Raw genomic sequence first — 21,616 nt, forward strand, 5'->3', positions numbered from 1 at the left:
CGGCCACGAAAACCAGTGAGATGGCTTCCTCGGGCGAGCAAAGCCCCAGCCCGCGTCTTTCCACAACCCTCGTGCTTTGAGCACCGTGGGGAGGGGGAACGCTACCTGTAGCGGAGGCACATTATGCTAAGTGAGACGATAGCAACCGACCTGGAAGTTGCAGCCGACCAGATTGCAGAGTCTCGAGAGCCGACCTTCAGGTGATGCTCCGCAGGGCCGCCCTGATGCTGAGGAATGCGACGGGTCGTCCTGGATCCGAAGGTCGAGGAAGCGTTGGGGCTATCCAAGGCGGAGCTCGTCAGAACGATCGTCGGGGAATGGCTGATGGCCAATGCCTACCTGCCGGTGCCCTTACGCGCTTGATGACGAGAGCGTCCTGACCCGCCGTCCGTCATCACACCTTGCCCGGTGATGCAGGCTGCGCAAGGAAAGCGGGCCCGGCCTGTCGCGAGGGGGGACTTTGGTTAGCAGGAGAGCCCCACCTCCTCCGCGCGCGGGCTCTTTGCGTCGGGACCGACCCGACAGGACGCGCCCCCGGCGCCGCGTCACCGACGATATCGACCGGGTTTGCATGCGACCATGTCGGTGGCAGCACATGACTGAGCCGCTCGATCGTCGACGGCGCAAGTTCAGCCAGCTCGCCTCCTCTTTCGACTAGCTTTTCGACGGCAAGAATGCCGGCGCCGCCGCCATTGGTGATGATGCCGACGCGGCCACGTTCAAGCTGGGGGTAGCGCGCGATCGTTTCGGCGGCGTCGAACAGCTCGGCGGTTTTCCGCGAAGCACTCCCGCCCTATGCAAGACGGCTTCCACGCCCCCGTCAGCCGGTCGCGCCTACGACAGCCACGGATTTCGGTGAGACCGAGTACTCAAGATTTCGGATTGTCATCGCGGAAAACTCCCTGCCCGCCACATTCACCGAAGGCGCCGAGCATTCATTGCGCTGAATCAAAGCATCGGCCGAACCCGTGGCCTAAAGCGAAGCTGTCACTTCCGGCAAAGATCACCGCGATGGAGAACCCTGATGAGCTACTATCTCAGCAAAAGCCTCGAGATGCCGTTCGCCGCGGCAATCGAACATGTAACCAGGAAGCTCCGGCAAGGGCTTCGGTATCCTGCCAAGGATCGATGTCCAGCACACGATGAAGGTCAAGCTGGACGGTGCAGGAAATGATCGGCTAGCTTTGATAGCAATTGCCATGAACGAGCTCGTGCTGCGGCGTGTCTTGCTCACTACTGCCATCCTATGCCTTGTGCTTGGACTGGGTGTTTGGCGAAGCGGTATCGGCCCCCTCTCGCCCAATACAATCTGGACGGCGGCGACCCTGCCTGTTGTTGTGACACTGGCCATCTCGATCCTGCGGGATTTCTGGATCGGCCGGATCGGCGTCGATGCGATCGCTGTTGTTTCGATGTCGGCGGCACTGCTGATTGGCCAGGCATTGGCGGCGGTGGTTGTCGCCATCATGTATGCCGGTGGCACTGTGCTCGAAGATCTGGCACGCGGCCGCGCGGAGCGCAACCTCAGGGCCCTGACTGACCGCGCACCGCGTGTGGCGCATCGAAAGTCCGGGAGCGGCACCGAGACCATTCCGATCAGTCACGTAACGGTCGGCGACGAGCTTTTAGTGCGCGCAGGCGAATTGCTGCCCGTCGACGGCATCTTGATCGACGCATCGGCCCTGCTTGATGAGTCGACTGTTACCGGAGAGCCCCTACCGGAGCGGCGAAGCACCGGCGACGTCCTGCGCAGCGGCACGGTCAACGCCGGCGAAGCCTTTGTCATGCGCGCCGAGGCTATCGCCGACGAGAGCACCTATACCGCGATCGTGCGCATGGTCGCTGCCGCGCAGACCGCCAAGGCGCCTTTCATACGCATGGCGGACAGGTTCGCCCTGCTGCTCCTTCCTCTCACGCTCCTGGTCGCCGGTATCGCCTGGTATCTTTCGGGTGACCCGATCCGAGCGCTTGCCGTCCTGGTGGTCGCAACACCTTGTCCGCTGATCTTGGCCGCGCCTGTTGCATTCATCGGTGGCGTTTCACGCGCGGCACGCGCCGGCATTCTGATGAAAGGTGGCATGGCGCTGGAGGCACTCGCCGGGATACGCACCGCGATCTTCGACAAGACGGGAACCTTGACCCTCGGCGGCGCCGAGCTGATCGAGATTGATGTCGCCCCGGGCCAGGAAGTCGATGAATCGCTGCGGCTGCTGGCCTCGCTTGAACAGGCTTCGCATCATGTGCTCGCGGATTCGATTGTCCGCATCGCTCGCCACAGAAACCTGGTGCTGTCGCAGCCTCATGATGTCCGCGAATATCGAGGAGAAGGCCTGAAGGGCGAGGTAGACCGAGTTTCGGTCACGGCAGGGTCGAGATCGCTCGTCATCGGTGACAGGCCGCTGCCTCACTGGGCGGAAGGTGGTGAAGAACGACACCGCAATGCGCAGGTGCTCAGGGTATTTCTGGCTCTCGATGGAAGGCTCGCCGGCATCTTCACTTTTGGAGATCAGATACGACAGGATGCACGCGACACCGTCGGAGTTTTGCGCTCGGCTGGCGTAAGCCGGATACTCATGCTCACCGGAGACGACGGCGCAGCGGCCGAGAGGGTATCAGATTTGCTCGATCTTGATGCCGTGATTGCAGATGCGATACCGGCAGCCAAGGTCAAAGCCGTCAAGGCCGAGAAGGCGACGGCGCCGACAATGATGGTGGGCGATGGCATCAACGATGCCCCTGCCCTTGCCGCTGCGAGCGTAGGGATTGCGATGGGAGCTCGCGGCGGAACAGCTTCATCGGAGGCGGCCGATGTTGTCGTACTGACCGACCGACTGCAGCCTGTTGCGGAGGCGTTGCGGATCGCCAGACGCACGCGCAGAATCGCCCTGCAGAGCATTATCGTCGGCCTGTTACTCTCGGGCGCGGCAATGATCTCTGCCGCCATGGGGCACATAACGCCAGTGGCGGGAGCGCTGCTTCAGGAGGGCATAGACGTCGCCGTCATCCTCAATGCACTGCGTGCCCTTGGCGACGGGCGCTTCGAACACGATCGAGACTGGAGAATTGAGGGGTCATGACGCAGCAGAATCTGGTGGTTTGCACCAAATGCGGCGTGGTCAACCGCCTGCCGCCCAACCGAAATGGCGCCGACGGCCAATGCGGCAAGTGTGGCGCCAGACTGTTTTCGGGATCCCGACAGGATATCGACGCGGTGAACTTCGATCGTCAGATCGGACGCGGCAGCCTGCCTGTCCTCGTCGACGTCTGGGCTCCATGGTGCGGTCCCTGCAAGATGATGGCCCCGGCCTATGAAGCCGCCGCCAAGGCACTCGAACCCCACTTTCGGCCGGTCAAGCTGAATTCCGACAAAGAATAGGCCCTCGCTGCGCGGCTGGGCATTCGCGACATCCCCACCATGATCCTGTTTCATCACCAGAAGGAAATCGGGCGCGTCTCGGGAGCGATGAGCACCAGCCAGATCGTCAGCTGGGCTCGCGAGAATATGCCGACTGGCAAAAACTGAACCTTCCGTCGAACCAGGACCATTTGACCCTGATCAAAGTCCCCTCCGGCCGCTGCGGTAGGAATGGCCTCGAAGGAGTTTGCCATGACCACTTTGCACGACCTCACCCCGAAATTCAAAAACGTCCGCCTGCTTCTCGCTCGCGAGAAGGGTCAACCGGAAGGCGACCGCGAAGAAGGCTACGACGTGCTGGCGCCACTCACCGACGAAGGACGGCTGGACGCAGAGGAATGGAAGTCGCACCGGACGGTCTGCCGTGTCCGCCGCTTCCGGACCGGCGAAGACGATCTTGTCGGCCGCTTGCGTCGCAAGCCGGGTGGCCAATGGTATTTCGACTACGCCGAGGGCGACCGCGACGACGAGGTCGGCTTTCACTTCGGAGAGGAGCGCTTCGTTACCGGTGAGTATGTTTCCATAAACCGTAACGGAGCCATGCACACCTATCAGGTCGCTCGCGTCGAGCAACCATAGGGATTCTCTGGGAAGCTGGCCAGGCCATGCCACGCCGCATACTCATTGTCATCGGCCATCCGGACCCGTCGCCTGACCGGCTCTGCCGGGCCTTGGCTTCGGCATACGCCGAAGGCGCGGAAGGAGCCGGCCATGCCGTGCGCAAGATCGACCTGGCTTTGCTGGCGTTTCCGATGCTTCGGACAATGCAGGAGTTCGAGCACGGAACCCTCCCAGACAACCTTAAGGAACCGGCCGAGGCGGTCGCGTGGGCAGAGCATGTCGTCTTTGTCTTCCCGCTTTGGCTGGGCACCATGCCGGCCATGCTCAAGGCATTCCTGGAGCAAATCATGCGGCCGGGCACGGCGTTCGCCTACCCGGAAAAGGATGAGGGTTTCGCAAAATCCTTGCTGCGCGGCCGCTCCGCGCGCCTGGTCGTGACGATGGGCATGCCCACGCCGATCTACCGGATCTGGTTCCTGAGCCACGGGATTGCTGGCATGCGGCGCGGCATCCTCAACTTCGTCGGTATAAGGCCGGTGCGCGAGACCTTGTTCGGCATGGTCGCGAACGCCAGCGAAACGAAACGGGCGAGCTGGCTCAAGCAGATGCAACGGCTTGGCGAACGCGCGGCCTAGTCAGACGGCCGATCATGGCCGCAGGACAGCGGCGCCCTTCAACCTGCCCATCCGCAAATCGTCCAGCGCCTTATTGGCCTGCTCAAGCGTATAGACCTTTGTGCGCGTGCGCACCTGTCTCACCGCGTCACGGCGAGTAAGATTGGCACTGCCACCAATTCTCTTTTTTCCCAGAGAAATCGGTAGGGCATCGACTGCCTGGATCGACGGGTGCTTCGAACTCAGTTCTAAGTAGTTTCCCGTAGGGACAAAACCGAATTTCGGCGTGGCCGGATCTGCGCGATTGCTGTTGTCACAAATTCACGGGACCACAGCCATGTACGCTCAAGCTTCCGCCAAGATCGAACTCTCGTCATATGTTCCCCATCAGAGCCCGGCACCCGTCTTTGAGGGCGCAACAATGCAGCCGGTCAGCTTCTTCCCGGCAGGCAGCGAGATTTACGCTCAAGGCGAAAAGGCGGGGGCGCTCTACCACGTCGAATTCGGTGCGGTCCGTGTTTATCGTCTGCTCGCCGACGGCCGCAGACAGATCAGCGCATTCCATCTGGCAGGAGAGACTTTCGGCTTCGAAGCCGACGCCACGCACCACTTCTTCGCCGAAGCGATCAACGCAACCGGCGTGCGGGTCTTTCACGCCTCTGCGGGAACGGACATGTCCCGCCAGCTCCTGCCCCTGGCTCTCAAGAGCCTTACCCGCGCGCAAGAGCACCTTCTCGTGCTCGGCCGCCAGAACGCAATCGAGCGCGTTGCTGCATTCCTGGTCGAGATGTCGGAGCGCCAGGGCGGGCTCAGGCAGGTCGAATTGCCGATGTCGCGGGTCGATATCGGCGACTATCTCGGCCTCACGATCGAAACCGTCTCGCGCGTCTTCACCCGCCTGAAGGAGAAAGGCGTGATCCGGCTGCTCAGCCTGCGCAGCGTCGAAATCCTCAAGTGGGATACGCTGCTTGCGATGGGGGAATGATGCCATGCGGCCAGTCGCCCCCGCGCATTACTCTGGACGACAATGAAAGCGAGTTGCGAACTCTGGGTGTCGACCACTTCCCGGCCGGTCCGGTTGAAACCGTCTCGATAACGCCCGGCCATGCAGCGGCCTCGCAGGGCAATAAACGACCATCTCGCGTTTGCCTGCTCCTTCTGTCGGATTGACTGGGGCGCTGATTGCATCAGAAATTGCATCCAGACGGCGCAGCCCTCAACCGGACCGGTTGAGAAAGTCGAGAGGCGGGGCAAACTCTGGGAGGACGAGGACTTGACCGGTCAGCATGCGGACAGAATTCAGGCCGCGATCGCCTCGGACGCGGCGGCAACGTCCGCGCTGGTCGCCTCCTGGCGACGATCTTCCAATTTGCATCGGCTCGATCCAGCTGACCGCAGCCCGGCTCGTTACCTGACTGAGCTGGAACTGGGACGCGCTCGCCAACGGGTCGAACCGCTCATCCGGGCTGCCCAGCCCAGTCTCGACCGGCTCTATCTTGCTGTGGGTGGCGTCGGATGCTGCGTGCTCCTGGCTGACCGCGAGGGCGTTCCGGTCGAACGGCGTGGCGCTCCGGCGGATGACGAGACTTTTCATTCCTGGGGTTTGTGGACCGGTTCTGTCTGGAACGAAGAGAGCCAAGGCACCAACGGGATCGGCACTTGTCTGGTCGAACAGCGGGTGCTGACCATCCATCGCGATCAGCATTTCCACACGCGCAACACAGGTTTGAGCTGTACCACCGCGCCGATTTACGATCACCTGGGTGATCTTGTGGCTGCGCTTGACGTGTCTTCCTGTCGAGCCGATCTGACGGAAGCCTTCGCCAATCTGATTTCGGTGGCCGTGGTCGACGCGGCGCGCCGGATCGAAGCGGAGAATTTCAAGATTGCGTTCCCCAAGGCGCGAATTCTGCTGGCGCCAGTCGGCGACAAAGGTTCCGGAGCGCTGATCGCCGTCGACGCCGACGACCTCGTTGTCGGCGCCACCCGTTCGGCTCGCCTGGCGCTTGGACTTACGCAACAATGTCTCGACAAGCCGATGCCTGCGCGCGATCTGCTCGGTTGGGCGGAGAACCGTCCTGAAGTCCTCGCCGAGGCGGAGCGCAGCGTTCTGCAGCGGGCGCTGGCGCGGGCGGACGGAAATGTCTCGGCCGCTGCCCAAGCGCTTGGCATCAGCCGTGCCACGCTGCACCGCAAGCTCAACCGCCTGGATGTTCACAGGCCTCATTGATCCTTCGAAACCACTCACGACTGTCGCAATTCTGCGACACCTCGCGGCCGCCCGCTGCATTCGACGCGGTGACAAAAGCGACGGAAATCGCAAACCTATCTTCCGAAGCGTCGCATCCCGCGACGCGCTTTGGGAGGAAGACACATGAACAAGGTTGAATTCTCACGCTCGATCAAGGCGCCCTTCGACAAACGTTACGGCAACTTCATCCGCGGCAAATGGACCGAGCCATGCTCCGGCCGCTACTTCGAGAACCGCTCGCCGGTGAACGGCCAGCTGCTATGCGAAGTGGCGCGTTCGGATGCCCACGACATCGAGGCAGCCCTGGACGCGGCACATGCTGCGAAGGACTCCTGGGCGCGCACCAGCGTGGCCGAGCGGTCGCTCATCCTCAACCGCATCGCCGACCGCATGGAAGAAAATCTCGATCTCCTTGCCCGCGCCGAAACCTGGGACAACGGCAAGCCGATCCGCGAAACGACCGCCGCCGATCTGCCTCTGGCCATCGACCATTTTCGCTATTTCGCTGGCGCGTTGCGTGGCCAGGAAGGCAGCCTTTCCCAGATCGACGACGATACAGTCGCCTATCATTTCCATGAGCCGCTCGGCGTTGTTGGCCAGATCATCCCGTGGAACTTCCCGCTCCTGATGGCGTGTTGGAAGCTTGCTCCCGCGCTTGCGGCCGGAAACTGCGTGGTGCTGAAGCCGGCCGAGCAGACGCCGGCTGCCATCTTGCTCTGGGCCGATCTTGTCGGCGATCTTTTGCCGCCAGGCGTGCTCAACATCGTCAACGGTTTTGGCCTCGAAGCCGGCAAGCCCCTCGCCTCCTCGCCGCGCATTGCCAAGATCGCCTTTACCGGCGAAACCACGACGGGCCGGCTGATCATGCAGTATGCCAGCCAGAATTTGATCCCTGTCACGCTGGAACTCGGCGGCAAGTCGCCCAACATCTTCTTCAAGGACGTTGTCGCCGAAGACGACGACTTCTTCGACAAGGCGATCGAGGGTTTCGTCATGTTCGCGCTGAATCAGGGCGAGGTCTGCACCTGCCCGAGCCGCGCGCTCATCCATGAATCGATCTACGACACCTTCATGGAACGTGCCCTCAAGCGCGTCGAGGCGATCGTGCAGGGAGACCCGCTCGATCCGGCAACGATGATCGGCGCGCAGGCATCGAGCGAGCAACTGGAGAAGATCCTGTCTTACTTCGACATCGGCCGGCAGGAAGGAGCGGAAGTGCTGACCGGCGGCGAGCAAAACCACCTGCCTGGTGATCTGGCGGGTGGCTACTACGTCAAGCCGACGGTGTTCAAGGGCCACAACAAGATGCGCATTTTCCAGGAAGAGATCTTCGGACCGGTGGTTTCGGTCACGACCTTCAAGGACGATGGCGACGCGCTCGGCATTGCAAACGACACGCTCTACGGTCTCGGCGCCGGCATCTGGACACGCGATGGCAATCGTGCCTACCGCTTCGGCCGCGCGATCCAGGCCGGCCGCGTCTGGACCAACTGCTACCACGCCTATCCGGCACACGCCGCTTTCGGTGGCTACAAGCAGTCCGGCATCGGCCGTGAGACGCACAAGATGATGCTCGACCACTACCAGCAGACCAAGAACATGCTGGTCAGCTATAGCCCGAAGAAGCTCGGCTTCTTCTGATCGCCTATCTGGTTCATAGGCGCGGCTTTAGAGAGCCGCGCCTATGAGTGAAGGGTGGGGAAAGCCCATGCAAGCGAAGGTCACTGCAACGCCGGCTGCCCTCGAGCTTGTCGCCGAAATCGTTGCCGAGCATGGTCCGGTGCTGTTCCATCAATCCGGCGGCTGCTGCGACGGCTCGTCGCCCATGTGCTACCCGCGCGACGGGTTCATTGTCAGCGAGCAGGATGTGCTGCTCGGTTATATCGCCGAGATGCCGTTCTATATCGGGGCACCGCAATTCGAGGCCTGGAAGCATACCGATCTCATTATCGATGTGGTGCCTGGCCGCGGCGGCATGTTCTCGCTCGACAACGGACGCGAGAAGCGGTTCCTGACACGCTCCACGATCTGCACTGCTCGAATGTGAAGGGGACAACATCGAACTGCGCGCTCTTTGTCTCAGCGCAACGAGCATCCCGGGAATTGGATGCAACATGCCGCCTCCGAGGTGGAGAAGCGGCATGAAACGGAAACTGGACGACGATGCGACGATGGACGGGATCATGCGCGAGACGCCTGCGGCAATCCGCGTCGTTCTTCAACATGGCATGCTGTGCGTCGGCTGCCCAATTGCTCCTTTTCACACGGTTTCCGATGCGGCACGTGAACATGAGCTTGACGAGGACCAGCTCCGCCGCGATCTGGAGGTGGCCATCGACGCCCGGCGAGTGGACTGAGCATGTCGCACAAAAGTGTGCGGCCGTCTTGCGAGAACGACCTGCATAAAAACAGAACCTAAGCGCCTCGCTCAATCCGCTTCAGCGCGACGCGCGCATTAGCTCCTTGCCGCACGACCCTCGGCGATGACGAGGAGCCGATGCGGCTCGATCACGATGACCCTCTGACGGCCGCTCTTGACCAGGCCCTGATCTTCCCAGGCCGAGAGCAGCCGGCTTACCGTGTGAAGCGTGGTCCCAGTCATTTCCGCGATATCCTGGCGTGAAAGCGGGAAATCGATCATCAGCCCTTCATCGGTCTTTTTCCCCGACTGCTTGATCAGCTTGAGCAACGCATGCGCGACGCGCTGCTCCACCTGCTCGGTTGACATTTCGATGACGCGCGTGTGGGCATCCTGCAATCTTGTTCCCACCGTTTTGTAGGTACTGGCGCTGAAACTTGGAAAGCTCGTCGCGAATGTGGGCCAGAGCTGGCTTGGCCAGGCAAGCACAACACAATCGACGGCCGCGATGGCATTTGCCGGGTAGGTCGTCCGGCCCAACGCGCTGGCGATCCCCATCAATTCGCCCGGGCTGATATATCGCACGGTGACTTCATGCCCGTCCGGGGTCGATTTCACCACGCGCACATGACCGTCGAGCAGCAGGAAGAAGGAATGAGCCTCTTGCTCCTGCTCGAAAACCGGTTGGTCCCTGGCGATCCGCATGGATCTGGCCTGTCCGACAATGCGATCCAGGTCAGCGGCGGCGATCCCCTCGAACACAGACAGTCCGGCAATCAGCGATCGATCAAGGCTTGCCAACTGCCGTTCTCCCAGCTTTCAACAATGCAACGCGCTCAGGCTCCTGACCAGACTTTTGTCATGGACGACGGCCCATCGACAAGTGGAGCCTTCTGTCGCCGGAGACGGCAATTCGCTCTCTTGTTTGCGCTGCCGCAAATTCCATCCTTCAGGCCTCGATAGACAAGCCGGACAGGCTCGCCGCCTGGTTTTCAAAGAGGCACATCATGGCAATTCAGCGTACGCGGCCAAGCACATATCCGGCAATCTTCTCCTACGGGTTTCGGCCCTTCTTCCTGCTGGGCTCGCTGCAAGCCGCTACCGCGATGCTTTTTTGGTTGCCCCTCTACTACGGCCAGCTCGAAACCTTCAGCGCGTTTGCGCCTGTTGATTGGCACATTCACGAATTGCTCTTCGGCTACTTGTCTGCCGTCGTGACGGGCTTCCTGCTGACTGCAATTCCGAACTGGACGGGACGACTTCCCGTTCAGGATCTTCGTCTGCTGGTGCTCGTGCTGCTCTGGATCGCGGGCAGGATCGCCGTGTCCTTTTCGGCGGAGCTCGGGTGGCTGCCGGGCGCCGTCATAGACTGCTCCTTTCTTTTGGCGGTGGTAGCCGCGGCCGCGACCGAAATCGTTGCCGGGCGAAATTGGCGGAATCTCAAGGTGCTCCTACCGGTCGCCATCCTTTTTGCCGCAAACGTCATGTTTCATGCCGAAGCGCACTATCAGGGCATCTCCGACATCAGCCGCCGCCTGGGTCTTGGAGCCGTTGCGCTCCTCATCATGATCATCGGCGGGCGCATAATCCCCAGTTTCACCCGCAATTGGCTGGTCCGCGAGAACCCCGGTCGGGTTCCCACACCATTCGGCGGATTCGATGTCGGAACGATCGCGCTGTCCGCTGTCGGGCTGGTCGCCTGGACATTTTTTCCCAATAGCATTGCAACCGGCTTTTTGCTGGTTGCCGGAGCGCTGGCAAATGCCGTTAGGATGGCCCGCTGGGCGGGTTACCGGACGCTGTCCGACCCTCTGCTTCTGATCCTGCACGTCGCGTTCGCCTTTGTGCCGATCGGGCTATTGCTTGCCGGACTGGCCGTTTTCGTTCCCGAGACGATACCTGAGATTGCCGGCATTCATGCGTTGGCGGTTGGAGCGGTCGCCGGCATGACGCTTGCAGTCATGACCCGCGCCACCTTTGGCCACACTGGACGCGAATTGCGGTCAAGCCGGGGGACATGCGCGATTTTCATGGCCATCGTTCTTGCTGCCATCCTGCGCATCATCGCAGGTGTTGTGCCATCCTACGCAGTATTCCTTCATATCTCAGCAGCGCTCTGGGTGGCCGCTTTCGTCGGCTACACCGTCCAGTTTGGAGGCATGCTCGTGCGACCGCGCCTCAACGCGCGCCGGAAGAGTGCTTCTTGAATGGCGTGCGGCGATTTTTCGTCGAGCAATTTGAGCCAGCGCAAATCACCAGGACACCTGACGAACTAGAAGGATGCAGCGGTTGAAGCCGTGGTGAACGAAAGAAAGGACTCTCCAATGAAACTGCCCCTTATCGCTGCGGCGATCGCGTTGCTCTCCATCGCTGGCACCGCAAATGCCGAAGAACATGTCGTCCAGATGCTGAATAAGGGTGAGAAGGGCTCAATGGTCTTCCAGCCTGCTTTTGTCCGCGCCGCACCCGGCGACACGATCAAATTCGTTCCGACCGACAAATCCCACAATGCCGAAAGCATCAAGGACATGATTCCGGACGGCGCCCAGCCCTTTAAAGGCAAGCCGAATGACGAAGTAACCGTGACCCTCACCCAGGAAGGCGTCTACGGCGTGAAATGTGCCCCGCACTACGGTATGGGCATGGTAGCGCTGGTTGTCGTCGGCAAGCCGGTGAACCTTTCGGCGGCGGAGGCCATCAAGCAGGTTGGCAAAGCCAAGACAGTTTTTGCTGAACTGTTCGCTGAAGCGAGCAAGGTCGCTTCCAACTGACTTGATTCTTCAGAGATTGCCTTCGGCAATGGCGGGCCGGAGGCATAGGCCGGGCAGATCCCGAGGAGAGATCTGTCCGGCCTTTTTTGTGCCGGCCGCGCTTTACGCCGGTCTGCCGAAACAATCCCGCTGTCCGTGAGAGTCTCGCATTAGGAAGTTTCTCAAAGCAGTTTCCACAAAACCATCAGATTTGCGCCAGCGCAAAGAAGTCGTCGTCCCAACTGCTATCTTGCTGGCATCGAAAGGTCGAAACCAAAGGGAGACTGAGATGCTTACGAGACGCGAAGCTTTGTTGGGTTCTGTTCTTGCTGCGACCGCCGTCGCAGCTGCCGGAGCGGTGCCGTCCATGGCAGCGGCCAAGGCACAGGATGTGGCCGGACTGCCTCGCGAAAAGGTGACGCTGGTCGCGCCGCCCTTGGTGCACGCTCACGATCAGGCCGCCAAGGGCGGCCCAAAGGTCGTCGAGTTCACCATGACCATCGAAGAGAAGCCGATGGTCATCGACGCCGACGGCACGCAGCTCAACGCCATGACCTATAACGGCTCCATTCCGGGGCCTCTCATGGTCGTGCACGAGGGCGATTACCTCGAGCTCACGCTGGTCAACCCCGATACCAACAGTCTCGCCCACAACATCGACTTCCATGCGGCAACCGGCGCGCTCGGCGGCGGCGAACTGACGCTGATCAACCCGGGCGAGCAGGTCACTTTACGCTTCAAGGCGACGCGGACGGGAACCTTCGTCTATCACTGCGCGCCCGGCGGAGCGATGATACCCTGGCACGTTGTGTCGGGAATGAGCGGAGCGGTGATGGTCCTGCCGCGCGACGGGCTGATGGACGATAAGGGCAAGCCGGTCCGCTATGATCGCATCTACTATATCGGTGAAAACGATTTCTACATCCCACGCGACGAGCAGGGAAAGTTCAAGAAGTACGATTCGGCCGGTGATGGTTACGACGAGACGATGAAGGTCATGCGCGGCCTCATACCGACACATGTCGTGTTCAACGGCAAGGCGGGATCGCTGACAGGCGAAAACGCCATGAAGGCGAAGGTCGGCGAAACTGTTCTCATCGTCCACTCGCAAGCCAACCGCGACACACGTCCGCACTTGATCGGCGGTCATGGCGACTTTGTCTGGGAAGGCGGCAAGTTCGCCAACCCGCCTGCCAGGGACATGGAAACCTGGTTTATCCGCGGCGGGTCGGCGGGTGCCGCGCTCTACACCTTCCTGCAGCCGGGCGTCTACGCCTACGTCAATCACAACCTGATCGAGGCAGTCGAGCTCGGCGCGACCGCGCATTTCATGGTTGAAGGAAGCTGGAACGACGATCTGATGAAACAGGTCGAAGCTCCCAGGGCAATTGCCTCCTAAGAGCAGAGCGGAATCGCAGCGCAGCCCGCTTCTGGCGGATTGCGCTGCTCCCCGGGGGGTGCAGCATGTCCTTCGATCCTCTCTTCACATTCGGTGTTATCGGGGCTGCCGCCGTCATCGGCCTGGGGGTCAGCCAAGCGCTCGATGGCATGTCGTCGCGCGCGGCGATTGCGGCTTCACCACGCGAGCTCGTGGCTCTGGCACCCGGTTCATTCAAGCATCCGCAGCCAGGCGAATTCCTCAAGGACAACCATCCTGCCCCTGCGCCCGCCTTGACCGAAACTATCGAGGCGCCGGTGGAAATCATGAAGTTCCAGGTGAGCGCAACGGACTACGACCGTTGCGTTTCGGAGGGCGCCTGCAGGCCTGCTGAGTCAAATCTTGCCGACAACGTTCCAGCAACTGGGATCAGCTTTCTCGATGCGCAGGCCTATGCGAACTGGTTGTCGGCAAAGACGGGCGAAGTGTGGCGGCTGCCGACTGACGTGGAATGGGCCTACGCGGCGGCGGAGCGATTTCGGGCAGATATAGAAGGCGGTGAAGGCGACCCGGCCAATCCGGCAAGGCGATGGCTCACCCGCTATCGCAATGAGGCCGCGCTCGATCGCAAACCGGATCCTGAACCGCGGCAAAGCGGATCCTTTGGCCTCAATTCAAAGGGCATTGCCGATATTGCCGGCAATGTCTGGGAGCGGACATCGACCTGCTACACACACGCGCGTGTGTCCGGCGAGGTCGTAGCCAGTGTGGTCACCAATTGCGGTGTGCATGTTGTGGAAGGTTTCCACCGCACCTACATGTCGAACTTCATCCGCGATGGCAAAAGCGGCGGCTGCGCGGTCGGCACACCACCAGACAATCTGGGCTTCCGGCTTGTCCGCGACCGCGATGGCTTCCTGAGGGCCGTGGTTCGTCGCCTTGGCCTGACCTGACTGCCTGCTGACAAGGAATATGAATGACATCGAAGTCAATTTTGACTGACAGGATTCGCCCTGTCACCGAACAGCCTCTGATGCGCCCCGGTGTGGATCGTGCTTCGATAGGAGCACTGGTGCGCAAATTCTATGTCAGAGTGAGAGAGGACGAGCAGCTCGGACCCATCTTCACCCGGGAGATCACTGGCGACTGGGGACCTCACCTCGAGAAGATGACCAATTTCTGGTGCTCCGTCATGTTGAAGAGCGGCGACTATCATGGACGTCCGGTGCCGGCTCACCTGAAACTGGAGGATGTCACCGAAGCCGACTTCGACACCTGGTTGGCTCTCTTCCGGGCGACGGCATCGGACCAGTTCGAGCCCGAAACCGCGGCGGTGTTCATCGAGCGGGCGGAGCGAATAGCAGCGAGCCTGAAGCTCGCCATGTTCTTTCGCCTGGATCGGGCGGCAGCGTGCAGGTAGGCCAATAGTCGGGCCGGCTGGTTGATTGTCCTGGAACCTTGGCTGATCCCGACTTGATTTTACGCAAAGACTAAGCCCGTCAGGGGTCATAGCTTGTTCGAATGATCCTCAATCTCTGCGTCGGCACGAGCGTCATCAGCCTGACGGTCCTGATACACACCTTCGGCCTGATCGCGATCACTCACGTGATGGCGCACCTCGTGGCGCATTTTCGCATGCACGGCCGCCGCAGCCGCGTCCTCGCCATGATCAGCGTCGTGATGGGGCTTTTCACTGTCATGACAGCGGAAGTTTGGCTCTGGGCCGGAATGTACATACTACTCGGCGTCCTCCCGGACTTTGAGACTGCGCTCTACTTCTCCACCATAACCTTTTCCACGGTCGGCTATGGCGACGTCGTGCCCGCCCACGGTTGGCGTGTCCTGGCTGCTCTGGAGGGCGTGAACGGGTTTCTGCTGATCGGCTGGTCGACAGCCTATCTGATTGCGGCCGGGACCCGTATCGGTCCGTTCAAGGCGGGCGAGCACTTTTGAAGTGCTAGGCCCAGCTTTGCGCTCAGACCGCCAACGAGTGCCTGCCGGTTCCGTTTCTGAAATACTTGTCGAATTTCGCCGCCACCGTCCTGACCAGCGGACGGCTTTCTTCCGGCACGATGAAGTATTCACCGTCGAGCCGAAGAAGCTGGCCTGCTCCGCTGATGGCCAATCGGCTCGCCTCGCAGAGCAGCCTTTGGCCGATATTCCCGAAGCGTTCGACAAGTTCTATCGCTGAGAAAGTGAAGTTGCACATCAGACGCTCGATGAGCCAGGCCCTCGCCTGATCATCCACACTAAGCTCAATGCCGCGCACCGTCGCCAGTTGTCCGGCATCGACAGCCTTTTCGTATTCACCAGTTGCAACAATGTTCTGGGCATAACCCTGGCGGAACCGGCTGATCGCGGAGGGCCCAAGACCGATCAGGGTTTCACACGGGTCCTCGGTATAACCCTGGAAATTGCGGTGGATCCTGCCGCCGCGCGCGGCAACCGCCAGCGCATCATGCGGCTTTGCGAAATGATCCAGTCCCAGCGCCTCGTAGCCGGCATCGACGATCATTCGTGCGGCAAGCTGCGACTGCGCCAGACGTGCGGCTGAATCGGGCAGCCAGGCCTCATCGATCATCGTCTGATGCTTCTTGAACCATGGCACATGCGCGTAGCCGAATAGGGCAAGCCGGTCCGGCACCAACGTCAGCGCCTGGGTGACTGTCGCGGCGACGCTCTCGCAGGTCTGATGCGGCAAACCGTAGAGCAGGTCTAGGTTGACGGATCTGACGCCCCGCGCCCGCACAGCATCAACAATGCTTTTGGTCAGCGCAAAACTCTGCTCGCGATTGATCGCCTTCTGTACTTTGAGATCAAAGTCCTGGACGCCGAGGCTCGCCCGCGTCATGCCGATCGCGGCGAAAGCATCGAGCCGTCCCTCGTCCATGTCGCTCGGGTCGATCTCGACGCTGAAACTGGCGTCATCGAGAAAGTCGAACCGATCCCGCAACGCTCTTCCGAGCATCAGGATGTCGTCCGGTTTCAGCATCGTCGGGGAGCCGCCGCCGAAATGAACGGCGCGCACCCTGCCCCGGCCACTGACAAGGCCACCGACGGTTTCGATTTCCCTGTGCAGCGAGCGCAGGAAGGTGGCCACCGGCGCATAGTGCCGTGTCTGCTTGGTATGGCAGGCGCAGAACCAGCACAGCCTGTCGCAGTAGGGGATGTGCAGATACAGCGATATCTCGTCATCGCCTTCCAGCCCATCCAGCCAGCCCCGAACGACGACTGGGTCGACGCCAGGGTGAAAGTGTGGCGCCGTCGGATAGCTCGTATACCGCGGCACGTTCTCGGCCGAGCTGTTGGCCAAGGCCATGCGGATATCGTTCGCCGTTTTCTGTTGCATGCCGCAACCTAGCCGCGCTCGTCTGTTGAAGACTTGATTTCAATCAATGCGGACCAAAGGACAAAAGGACGCAACAATCCCACAATGCAAAGGTGATACCCTGCCAACCTTGTTGGGCTCGGCCCCACTTTGTTTTGGCTTCAGATGCGATGAACGTTCGACAGGACATCCATAGTGCCGGTATCCCTGTGCTTTGCCAGTCCTGTGAAGCGCGGCACCGTGGTTTATGCGGTGCGCTCGAACCCGATCAGCTGGTTGAGCTATCCAAGACATCCTCAAGGCACGGCGTGTCACCGGGTGCTGAGCTGATGGGCGATGCCGAAGTCGTAGAACGCTATTCGAACGTCCTCTCCGGGGTTGTCAAACTGACAAAGAGCCTTTCGGACGGGCGCCAGCAGATCGTCGGCCTGCAGTTCGCTCCGGATTTCCTGGGGCGACCGTTCAAGTCCGAAAGTGCAATCAATGCCGAAGCGGCTACGGAAGTATCACTGTGCTCGTTTCCAAGGACGGTGATCGAAAGGATGATGAGGGTTTCTCCGGGATTCGAACACCGCCTGCTCAAGCAGGCTCTGAACGAGCTCGATGAAGCGCGAGACTGGATGGTAGCGCTGGGGCGCAAGACAGCGTCCGAAAGGGTCGCCAGCTTCCTTCTTATGATTGCCAGGAATATAGACCCGGCGTCCGATCCGGCAGCCAGGTCGGCCAGCTTCGACTTGCCGCTGACGCGTGCCGACATCGCTGATTTTCTCGGACTCACCATCGAGACGGTCAGCCGCCAGCTGACGCGACTGCGCACCGACGATGTGATCCGGATCGAGAGCAACCGCCATGTCACGGTGGACAGCCTCAGCCGCCTGCAACAACGCTGTGGTGACTGATCGCGCCAGCGCGGTTGGCGGAGCGCTCTAAGAGTCGCTCAGTCCGATCCTCGGAAGGATGTGCTCGCGCTCGAACGCGATATGGCGCCGCATGCTTTCGAAGAAGCCGCGCAGCATGAAGCCGACCGCTTTCGCATTCTCGATCCTCGGTCAACTCGTCCGCTTAGCATTCGTGCTCGAGGTGCTCCGCCCGACCGGCTGATGGAGGCAAGATTGGACTCTGAGAGCCGCCTCATAGGCCGGGAAGACGACCGTTCCCTCATAGCGGTGAATGGCGCGTAGCAGCGGAACGATGCTGTTGGCCACGCCAAGGCATTGCAGGCGATCGACATGCGGCAGGGCGTCGGCCAATTGCTCGAGCGTATCGCAGAGCCGCAGCTTTCCCGATGTGCCCGTCTCATCATGGCGCCGGGCACTGCTTCATCGCCGAACCCAGCGGCTTGGGACAGATGGCCGCAGTCTTGCCACGGCGCCGTGCCGGCGTGCCTTTTCCTGCCCAACGACCGCCTGCTGACCGAACTGGCATCGAGGCTGCCCAAACCGAAACGACAGGGCTTTGACCTAGATCAAGGCCGACAGTCCCCGATTGAGGAACTCATGCGGCCGTCGGCATCCGCCGGAATTCGAGATCGGGGACTTGCGATGAGATTTGGCACGGAGATCGTTCTTCTAAGCCTCTTTGCTTTTGCGGCGCTTGTGGCCGCCGGCTTCGGCGTGGACGAACCCTTTCGCCAGCATATGTGGGTCTTGTTCTTCGTCTTGGCTGGCTTCACCACGATCCTGTTGCGCACGACGGACTTCAAGCCGGCGATCCCCGTTGACCCCGGCGCGTATATGGACGGTCCGGTCCGCTACGGCGCCATCGCAACCATATTCTGGGGGGGTGTCGGGATGCTGGTCGGCGTGATTATCGCGCTGCAACTCGCTTATCCCGACCTGAATGTCGCGCCATGGTTCAATTTCGGCCGTCTGCGCCCGCTGCACACCTCTGGTGTCGTCTTTGCCTTCGGCGGCAACGCGCTTCTGTGCACCTCCCTCTACGTGGTGCAACGCACCTGCCGCGCCCGCCTGTTCGGCGGCAATCTGGCCTGGTTCGTCTTCTGGGGTTACCAGCTCTTCATCGTCATGGCCGCGACCGGCTATCTGCTCGGCATCACCGAGAGCCGCGAATACGCCGAGCCCGAATGGTATGTCGACATCTGGCTGACCATCGTCTGGGTCGCCTATCTGCTGCTCTTCCTCGGCACCATCCTGAAGCGCAAGGAACCGCACATCTACGTCGCGAACTGGTTCTACCTGTCCTTCATCATCACCATCGCGATGCTGCACGTCGTCAACAACCTGTCGATGCCGGCCTCGTTCGTCGGATCGAAGAGCTATTCGGCTTTCTCCGGCGTCCAGGACGCGCTCACGCAATGGTGGTACGGCCACAACGCCGTCGGCTTCTTCCTCACCGCCGGCTTTCTCGGCATGATGTACTATTTCGTGCCGAAGCAGGTGAACCGGCCGGTCTACTCCTACCGCCTCTCGATCATCCACTTCTGGGCCCTGATCTTCCTCTACATCTGGGCGGGCCCCCATCACCTTCACTACACCGCCCTGCCCGACTGGGCTCAGACGCTCGGCATGGTGTTTTCAATCATGCTGTGGATGCCGTCCTGGGGCGGCATGATCAACGGCCTCATGACCCTGTCAGGCGCCTGGGACAAGATCCGCACCGATCCGATCGTGCGCATGATGGTCGCGGCCATCGCTTTCTACGGCATGTCGACCTTCGAAGGCCCGATGATGTCGATCAAGGCCGTCAACTCGCTGTCCCACTATACGGACTGGACAATCGGCCACGTCCATTCGGGCGCGCTTGGCTGGGTCGGGCTGATCTCGTTCGGCGCCATCTACTACATGGTGCCGAAGCTGTGGAACCGTCAGCGGCTCTATTCGCTGCGGCTCGTCACCTGGCACCTCTGGCTGGCGACGCTCGGAATCGTCGTCTACGCCGCGGTCATGTGGGTCTCCGGCATCATGCAGGGCCTGATGTGGCGCGAGTACGACGAGCAGGGTTTCCTGGTCTATTCCTTCGCTGAGACGGTCGCGGCCATGCACCCCTACTACGTCATGCGCGCCGCGGGCGGCGCTCTCTACCTTGCCGGCATGCTGATCATGGCATGGAACATCACCATGACCATTCTAGGCTACCAGCGCGAGGAACAATCCCAGCCGGGATCCACGCCCGCCCTCCAGCCTGCCGAATAAGGAGCCAGACATGGGCTTGATGGACAAACACGCGCTCATCGAGAGGAACGCCACGCTTCTTCTCGTCGGGTCCCTGTTGGTCGTGACCATTGGGGGCATCGTCGAGATCGCGCCGCTCTTCTACCTCGATAACACGATCGAGAAGGTCGAAGGCATGCGGCCTTACTCGCCGCTAGAGCTTGCGGGACGCGACATCTATGTCCGCGAAGGCTGCTACCTCTGCCACAGCCAGATGATCCGGCCGTTCAGGGACGAGGTCGAGCGCTACGGCCACTACAGCCTAGCCGCCGAGTCGATGTACGACCACCCGTTCCAATGGGGTTCCAAGCGCACCGGACCGGACCTTGCCCGCGTCGGCGACCGCTACTCCAACAGCTGGCACGTCCAGCACCTTGCCGACCCCCGCTCGGTGGTGCCGGAATCGATCATGCCCGGCTATGCCTTCCTGAAGGACACGCCGATCGACGTGAAGGATTTCTCCACGCATCTGGTCGCGAACCGGCGCGTCGGCGTTCCCTATACCGACGACATGATTGCCAACTCCAATGCGGACCTGATGGCGCAGGCCGATCCCAGCGCCGATACGTCGGGCCTGGAAGCGCGCTATCCCAAGGCCAAGATCGGCGACTTCGACGGCAATCCGCAGCAGGTTACCGAGATGGATGCGCTCGTCGCATATCTGCAAATGCTCGGCACGCTGGTCGACTTCAAGACCTATGACGAAGCCGCCGGCTATCGCTGAGGAGAGTGACCGATGGACTACAATTTGATGCGGGAGTTTGCCGACAGCTGGAGCCTGCTCGCCATGGCGCTGTTCTTCGTCGGCTGCGTTGCCTTCGCGCTCCGCCCCGGCGGCAAGGCGCACGCCGACCAGGCCGCACAGATTCCACTCAAGGACGGCTGATCATGAGCAGCGAGCATATCGACGAAATCTCGGGCATCGCGACGACCGGTCACGAATGGGACGGGATCAGGGAACTCAACAATCCGCTGCCGCGCTGGTGGGTGATCACCTTCTACATCACCATCGCGTGGGCGCTCGCCTACACGATCGCCTATCCGGCGTGGCCGATGATCAGCTCTGCCACCCAAGGCGTTCTGGGCTTCTCCAGCCGCAACGACGTCAAGAACGAGATGGCCGCCGCCGAGACGGCCAAGGCTCAGTATGTCGCGGCGATCCAGGCCAAGAGCGTCTCCGAGATCGCCGCCGATAACGCGTTGCGCGAGTTCGCCGTCGCCGCGGGCGGCGCTGCGTTCAGGGTCAACTGCGTGCAATGCCACGGCTCCGGCGCGCAAGGGTCGACAGGGTTTCCGAACCTCAACGACGACGATTGGCTATGGGGTGGAAAGACCGACCAGATCCAGCAGACGATCACGCACGGCATTCGCTTCGCCACCGATGCCGATACTCGCCAGTCGGAGATGACCGCCTTCGCCGATGTGCTGAAGCCTGACCAGATCGCTGAGGTCAGCGCTTATGTCGCCAGCCTCTCGGGCCCTGTCCAGGACAAGAACCTGGTCGGCCCCGGCGCCAAGGTCTTCGCCGACAATTGCGCCGCGTGCCATGGCGAGAATGCAAAGGGCAACCGGGAGCTTGGAGCGCCCGACCTTACCGACGCCATCTGGCTTTATGGGTCCAGCGAGGCGGCGATCGCGGCGCAGGTCCGCACGCCGCATAACGGGGTGATGCCTGCCTGGGGCGGGCGCCTCGGCGAGACGACGGTCAAGGAACTGGCGGTCTATGTTCATTCGCTTGGCGGCGGAGAATAGGAAGCGGGGCCTATTCTCGGCCCTCGGCCGTGCAAGCG

At 61.3% G+C, this 21,616-nt stretch carries 23 protein-coding genes and 1 pseudogene; 21 read left to right on the plus strand and 3 right to left on the minus strand.

Annotated features, from left to right (window positions below):
- The first annotated feature begins 234 nt into the window (after window positions 1-234).
- Window positions 235-363, plus strand: coding sequence for a hypothetical protein (locus EOA32_RS40745; RefSeq protein WP_348632185.1), 129 nt, complete (start codon window positions 235-237; stop codon window positions 361-363).
- 31 nt (window positions 364-394) lie between these two features.
- On the opposite strand, the gene EOA32_RS40750 is transcribed toward EOA32_RS40745, so the two are convergent.
- The gene (locus EOA32_RS40750; protein WP_348632188.1) at window positions 395-763 is read right to left on the minus strand and encodes a hypothetical protein; all 369 of its coding nucleotides are present in this window, start codon (window positions 761-763) and stop codon (window positions 395-397) included.
- A gap of 436 nt (window positions 764-1,199) precedes the next feature.
- Here EOA32_RS40750 and EOA32_RS03930 point away from each other — a divergent pair, with 436 nt between their 5' ends.
- The 9 genes and pseudogenes from EOA32_RS03930 (at window position 1,200) to EOA32_RS03975 (ending at window position 9,198) form a co-directional block, all read left to right on the plus strand.
- Complete coding sequence (locus EOA32_RS03930) at window positions 1,200-3,077, plus strand: heavy metal translocating P-type ATPase (protein ID WP_128370963.1); 1,878 nt, start codon at window positions 1,200-1,202, stop codon at window positions 3,075-3,077.
- A pseudogene (trxC, locus tag EOA32_RS03935) lies at window positions 3,074-3,523 on the plus strand (thioredoxin TrxC). Before EOA32_RS03930 ends, trxC begins: the two are co-directional and overlap by 4 nt.
- An 84-nt stretch (window positions 3,524-3,607) precedes the next feature.
- Window positions 3,608-3,994, plus strand: coding sequence for a hypothetical protein (locus EOA32_RS03940; protein WP_128370941.1), 387 nt, complete (start codon window positions 3,608-3,610; stop codon window positions 3,992-3,994).
- A gap of 26 nt (window positions 3,995-4,020) precedes the next feature.
- Window positions 4,021-4,611: an NAD(P)H-dependent oxidoreductase gene (locus tag EOA32_RS03945; RefSeq protein WP_128370942.1), complete on the plus strand. Its 591-nt coding sequence runs from the start codon at window positions 4,021-4,023 to the stop codon at window positions 4,609-4,611.
- Window positions 4,612-4,927: 316 nt separating this feature from the next.
- A complete protein-coding gene (locus EOA32_RS03955) occupies window positions 4,928-5,575 on the plus strand; it encodes a helix-turn-helix domain-containing protein (RefSeq protein WP_127246638.1) in 648 nt (215 codons plus the stop codon).
- 288 nt (window positions 5,576-5,863) lie between these two features.
- Complete coding sequence (locus EOA32_RS03960) at window positions 5,864-6,820, plus strand: helix-turn-helix domain-containing protein (protein ID WP_127246587.1); 957 nt, start codon at window positions 5,864-5,866, stop codon at window positions 6,818-6,820.
- A gap of 144 nt (window positions 6,821-6,964) precedes the next feature.
- On the plus strand, window positions 6,965-8,482 hold the full coding sequence (adh, locus tag EOA32_RS03965) for an aldehyde dehydrogenase (RefSeq protein ID WP_128370943.1): 1,518 nt from the start codon (window positions 6,965-6,967) through the stop codon (window positions 8,480-8,482).
- A gap of 67 nt (window positions 8,483-8,549) precedes the next feature.
- On the plus strand, window positions 8,550-8,888 hold the full coding sequence (locus EOA32_RS03970; protein WP_127239757.1) for a DUF779 domain-containing protein: 339 nt from the start codon (window positions 8,550-8,552) through the stop codon (window positions 8,886-8,888).
- A gap of 94 nt (window positions 8,889-8,982) precedes the next feature.
- Window positions 8,983-9,198, plus strand: coding sequence for a DUF1858 domain-containing protein (locus tag EOA32_RS03975; protein WP_128370944.1), 216 nt, complete (start codon window positions 8,983-8,985; stop codon window positions 9,196-9,198).
- 98 nt (window positions 9,199-9,296) lie between these two features.
- Here the strand turns inward: EOA32_RS03975 and EOA32_RS03980 are convergent, their stop codons facing one another.
- Complete coding sequence (locus EOA32_RS03980; protein ID WP_127239755.1) at window positions 9,297-10,001, minus strand: Crp/Fnr family transcriptional regulator; 705 nt, start codon at window positions 9,999-10,001, stop codon at window positions 9,297-9,299.
- A gap of 206 nt (window positions 10,002-10,207) precedes the next feature.
- Between EOA32_RS03980 and EOA32_RS03985 the strand changes: the two genes are divergently transcribed.
- From EOA32_RS03985 to EOA32_RS04010, 6 genes are all read left to right on the plus strand, one after another.
- Window positions 10,208-11,407, plus strand: coding sequence for an NnrS family protein (locus EOA32_RS03985; protein WP_128370945.1), 1,200 nt, complete (start codon window positions 10,208-10,210; stop codon window positions 11,405-11,407).
- Window positions 11,408-11,524: 117 nt separating this feature from the next.
- Window positions 11,525-11,971 (plus strand): pseudoazurin, encoded by a 447-nt coding sequence (locus EOA32_RS03990; protein WP_127239753.1) that lies wholly within the window; start codon window positions 11,525-11,527, stop codon window positions 11,969-11,971.
- A 268-nt stretch (window positions 11,972-12,239) separates the two neighbouring features.
- Complete coding sequence (gene nirK, locus EOA32_RS03995; RefSeq protein ID WP_128370946.1) at window positions 12,240-13,349, plus strand: copper-containing nitrite reductase; 1,110 nt, start codon at window positions 12,240-12,242, stop codon at window positions 13,347-13,349.
- A 149-nt stretch (window positions 13,350-13,498) separates the two neighbouring features.
- Window positions 13,499-14,281: an SUMF1/EgtB/PvdO family nonheme iron enzyme gene (locus EOA32_RS04000; protein WP_245499151.1), complete on the plus strand. Its 783-nt coding sequence runs from the start codon at window positions 13,499-13,501 to the stop codon at window positions 14,279-14,281.
- 119 nt (window positions 14,282-14,400) lie between these two features.
- A complete protein-coding gene (locus EOA32_RS04005) occupies window positions 14,401-14,748 on the plus strand; it encodes a group III truncated hemoglobin (RefSeq protein ID WP_348632186.1) in 348 nt (115 codons plus the stop codon).
- Window positions 14,749-14,849: 101 nt separating this feature from the next.
- A complete protein-coding gene (locus EOA32_RS04010; RefSeq protein ID WP_128370949.1) occupies window positions 14,850-15,281 on the plus strand; it encodes a potassium channel family protein in 432 nt (143 codons plus the stop codon).
- Window positions 15,282-15,303: 22 nt separating this feature from the next.
- On the opposite strand, the gene hemN is transcribed toward EOA32_RS04010, so the two are convergent.
- The gene (hemN, locus tag EOA32_RS04015; protein WP_189406904.1) at window positions 15,304-16,677 is read right to left on the minus strand and encodes an oxygen-independent coproporphyrinogen III oxidase; all 1,374 of its coding nucleotides are present in this window, start codon (window positions 16,675-16,677) and stop codon (window positions 15,304-15,306) included.
- 149 nt (window positions 16,678-16,826) lie between these two features.
- On the opposite strand from hemN, the gene EOA32_RS04020 reads away from it, so the two are divergent.
- The 5 genes from EOA32_RS04020 (at window position 16,827) to ccoP (ending at window position 21,578) form a co-directional block, all read left to right on the plus strand.
- Window positions 16,827-17,555, plus strand: coding sequence for a Crp/Fnr family transcriptional regulator (locus tag EOA32_RS04020; protein WP_128370950.1), 729 nt, complete (start codon window positions 16,827-16,829; stop codon window positions 17,553-17,555).
- 642 nt (window positions 17,556-18,197) lie between these two features.
- Window positions 18,198-19,808 carry a cytochrome-c oxidase, cbb3-type subunit I gene (gene ccoN / locus EOA32_RS04030; RefSeq protein ID WP_128370951.1) on the plus strand — a complete coding sequence of 537 codons (1,611 nt, stop codon included), beginning with the start codon at window positions 18,198-18,200 and terminating at the stop codon, window positions 19,806-19,808.
- A 10-nt stretch (window positions 19,809-19,818) separates the two neighbouring features.
- On the plus strand, window positions 19,819-20,550 hold the full coding sequence (ccoO, locus tag EOA32_RS04035) for a cytochrome-c oxidase, cbb3-type subunit II (protein ID WP_127239747.1): 732 nt from the start codon (window positions 19,819-19,821) through the stop codon (window positions 20,548-20,550).
- 12 nt (window positions 20,551-20,562) lie between these two features.
- Window positions 20,563-20,712: a cbb3-type cytochrome c oxidase subunit 3 gene (locus EOA32_RS04040; protein WP_128370952.1), complete on the plus strand. Its 150-nt coding sequence runs from the start codon at window positions 20,563-20,565 to the stop codon at window positions 20,710-20,712.
- Window positions 20,713-20,714: 2 nt separating this feature from the next.
- Complete coding sequence (ccoP, locus tag EOA32_RS04045) at window positions 20,715-21,578, plus strand: cytochrome-c oxidase, cbb3-type subunit III (protein WP_127239745.1); 864 nt, start codon at window positions 20,715-20,717, stop codon at window positions 21,576-21,578.
- Window positions 21,579-21,616: the final 38 nt, after the last annotated feature.

Origin of the sequence: Mesorhizobium sp. M1A.F.Ca.ET.072.01.1.1 (assembly GCF_004023325.1) — a bacterium.
Taxonomy (GTDB): domain Bacteria; phylum Pseudomonadota; class Alphaproteobacteria; order Rhizobiales; family Rhizobiaceae; genus Mesorhizobium.